At 49.4% G+C, this 3,173-nt stretch carries 3 protein-coding genes and 1 pseudogene; all 4 read left to right on the top strand.

Annotation, left to right across the window (positions count from 1 at the left end):
* A pseudogene (locus tag L693_RS0110980) lies at positions 1 to 237 on the top strand (protein-(glutamine-N5) methyltransferase, release factor-specific); the annotation flags it as partial.
* Positions 238 to 312: 75 nt separating this feature from the next.
* Positions 313 to 1,506 carry an FtsW/RodA/SpoVE family cell cycle protein gene (locus L693_RS0110975; RefSeq protein WP_025717285.1) on the top strand — a complete coding sequence of 398 codons (1,194 nt, stop codon included), beginning with the start codon at positions 313 to 315 and terminating at the stop codon, positions 1,504 to 1,506.
* Positions 1,507 to 1,717: 211 nt separating this feature from the next.
* A complete protein-coding gene (spoIIR, locus tag L693_RS0110970; RefSeq protein ID WP_025717284.1) occupies positions 1,718 to 2,410 on the top strand; it encodes a stage II sporulation protein R in 693 nt (230 codons plus the stop codon).
* Between the two features lie 234 nt (positions 2,411 to 2,644).
* Positions 2,645 to 3,173: L-threonylcarbamoyladenylate synthase (locus L693_RS0110960; RefSeq protein WP_025717283.1), on the top strand; the 529-nt coding region annotated here is incomplete at its 3' end.

The following is a 3,173-nucleotide window of genomic DNA, read 5'->3' as shown; positions in this document are numbered from 1 at the left end:
GACCATGAGCCGCGTATGGCGCTGGATGGCGGCCCTGACGGGCTTGGCCCGTATCGGGCGATGCTGGAGCAGCTAGGGCTCCTTCAGGCTCCGCCCCGGCTGATCGGCTTCGAGCTGGGCATGGGACAGGCCAGAGACGTGGCCGCGTTGCTGGAGCAGGCAGGTCATTGGAAGACAATCTTGATTGTTCCGGACCTTGTAGGGATTGAACGACATGTCCTAGGTGTCTCGGAGTAGTGCTGCATTTTCTTTTTGCGAGTCTTTCCTTTAGAATAAGAGGAGTATGACCGAGAAACGGCTCAGGGGGAAATCATGCTTCAGAAATTGAAAAAATTGGATGGTCCGGTTATCTTTATTCTGGTTTTGCTCATGGCAATCAGCATCATCACGGTATATAGCGCGGGCAGAGGCCCTACGAATCTGGCGGAGCACGGCAATGACTACCAGAAGATGATCGGATACTATATATTGGGTTTTGTGGCGATCTTGGGTATAGCGGTGGTTGATTTTCGGATATTTATTAAAAAGGCACTGTATGTATACGGAGGCGGGATATTCCTGCTCATTCTCGGCTTTTTTGGCGGGACGGTTAACAACTCTCAGGGCTTCTTGAAAATTGGCGGCTTGAACCTTCAGCCTGCTGAGGTATTCAAGCTGGTTCTTATCATTTTTCTGACATATATGCTGATCAAAAAGCGCAAGAGCAAGCTGTATTTTGTTCAGGATGTACTTCCAGTCGCTCTGGTGAGCTTTGTTCCATTTGCCATGGTCATGGCGCAAAATGACCTGGGTAATGCGCTTGGATACATCGTTATTGTTATCGGTATGCTGTGGATTGGTAATGTGAAGGCATCCCATGCGTTGATCGGATTCACCATATTTGCAGTCGCCGTTGGCGGCGGGATCAAGGCCTATATTTCGTTTCACGATGAGATTGATTCCTTTATGAAGGGGATTGGCCGCAGTCACTGGGTAGAGCGTCTGGACCCTTGGCTCGTACCGGAAAAAGCGACTGCGAAGGCATCTTATCATACCAAAAACGCCAAGCTGGCGATTGCCTCTGGCGGGATGATGGGCAAGGGCTTTTTGCAAGGAACCTCGGTACAGTCCGGGCGTGTTCCTTATACGTATGCGGATTCTATTTTTGTGGTCGTAGCGGAGGAATTTGGCTTTGTGGGCTCCTCGGTGCTGCTCTTGTTATATTTTATTCTGATTCACCGGATGATCCTGATCTCGCTGGAATGTCGCGATCGTGCCGGACCGTATCTTATCGTGGGTGTTGTGTCCATGCTGCTATATCAGATTTTTGAGAATATCGGTGCATTTCTAGGCATTATGCCGCTTACAGGGATTACGCTTCCGTTCATAAGCTATGGGGGTACGTCTCTGCTCATTAACATGACTAGTATTGGCCTGGTTATGAGTATTAAGGTACACGGCCAGGAGCTGGAAGATGATTTGCCACAGCCTTCCAGAGTGAGCTTGGCGAAGGCGAAAAAAGCTTAGGGTACGTGGAATGTGAGAAGATGCGAATTGATTTTTGTATATAGTAAAACAGTACAACGAAAAGGTCCAGATTGCGAAATCTGGGCTTTTTCATATTCGCAGCTCATAAACAAATCTTTATCCTGAATATTTTATGAGATTCATAGGTTTAGACTCTCCCAAACCGGACAGACTGATAGACATGATAGAGTTTGCGTTTGGGGGGACGAAGATGAAAAGCTGGGTAAAGCAAGCTGCCATGATTCTATTTTCTATTTCAGTCTTAATGATGTCTTGGGAAGGCCAAAAAACGGATGCTGCTATGACCACTGGAGCAAGAGATCCTATAACCTCAGGAGTGACAACAACAGGGACGAGAGTGATTCCGCATGATTCCATCCGGCTGCGTATTTTAGCAAATTCAGATCGTCCAGAGGATCAGTTGGTTAAGCGCGAGATTCGGGATGCCATTGTTCAGCAGATGAATGCATGGGTGGGAAAGCTGGAAAACCCGCAGAGCTTAAATCAAGCAAGAGAGTTGATTGCTGCTCACTTACCTGAAATTGATCGTTTGGTAGGTGCAGAGCTGGCTCGGCGTGGTATTGCATATAATCATCAAGTGGAACTGGCAAGTGTTCCTTTTCCGACGAAAATGTATGGTGGCCTTGTCTATCCTGCAGGGAATTATGAGGCCCTTCGGATCACACTAGGACAAGGCAAAGGGCAAAATTGGTGGTGTGTGCTGTTTCCGCCATTGTGTTTCATTGATGCAGGCAGTGGGGAAGCAGCGGCACAAACGGTATCGGCAAAAGCGAATCACGGAGACGGTCAGACGAAGGCGAATGGCAAGGAACCGGAAGTTCGTTTCTTCCTGTGGGATGCTCTTACGGGGTTGTGGGGCTGGGTAAGCGGCTTATTTGCCTAATCCTTGTGAATTGCAAAAGATAGATGTACAGCTTGCAGTTCCCTATCCATGGTTGGTATGCGTGCAGGCTGCGGAGAAGAGAAGAACGGCTACGAGTTTCCCGTATGCTATAATGGGATGTACAGTATATATGCACATGGCAGAGCCGATTCAGCTGAGCTTTCAAAGCAGGCTTTTTTGGGAACAAGCAACATGAATCGGACTGTATGACAATAAGATATGGGATGATCTGATATGACCGATAAATCGAATCCAATACAAGATTTGCACGGAGAGTTTGCACAAAAGGAGAAGCCCAAGCAGACGCTGGAGGTTTCGCATACAAAATGGTGGGATGTAAGATGTTTGGTTTCTGAAGAGAATATCTCCGGCGAAATAGGGAATGAACAGGCTCGGATTGCGGCGGAAAGAGGCATGTGTGAGGCCGCCGTACTGCTCCAAGCGGGAGACACGGTGGCATTTCCTACAGAAACCGTCTACGGCCTGGGTGCCGATGCACGCAGTACAGCAGCGGTGGAGGCGGTGTTTGCCGCCAAAGGACGACCTTCCGACAATCCGCTCATTGTACATATTTCAGACCCTGTCCAATTGAACGGCATGGTAGCCCAAATAAACGATACGGCCCGGGCGCTGATGGATGCGTTCTGGCCGGGCCCGCTCACGCTGGTGCTGCCAGTGGTGCCGCAGGCGTTGTCACCTCGTGTGACAGCAGGGCTGGACACGGTCGGCGTGCGTATGCCGGATCATCCGATAGCGCTGCGCC

This window comes from Paenibacillus sp. 1-18, assembly GCF_000520755.1.
Taxonomy (GTDB): Bacteria; Bacillota; Bacilli; order Paenibacillales; family Paenibacillaceae; genus Paenibacillus; species Paenibacillus brasilensis.
Note: the sequence above shows the minus strand (reverse complement) of the source record. Positions and strands in the feature narration are given on the sequence as shown.

Bases quoted from the DNA above. Each gene is read 5' to 3' on its own strand.
- L693_RS0110975 (WP_025717285.1), top strand. From the start codon at position 313: ATGCTTCAGAAATTGAAAAAATTGGATGGTCCGGTTATCTTTATTCTG.
- spoIIR (WP_025717284.1), top strand. From the start codon at position 1,718: ATGAAAAGCTGGGTAAAGCAAGCTGCCATGATTCTATTTTCTATTTCA.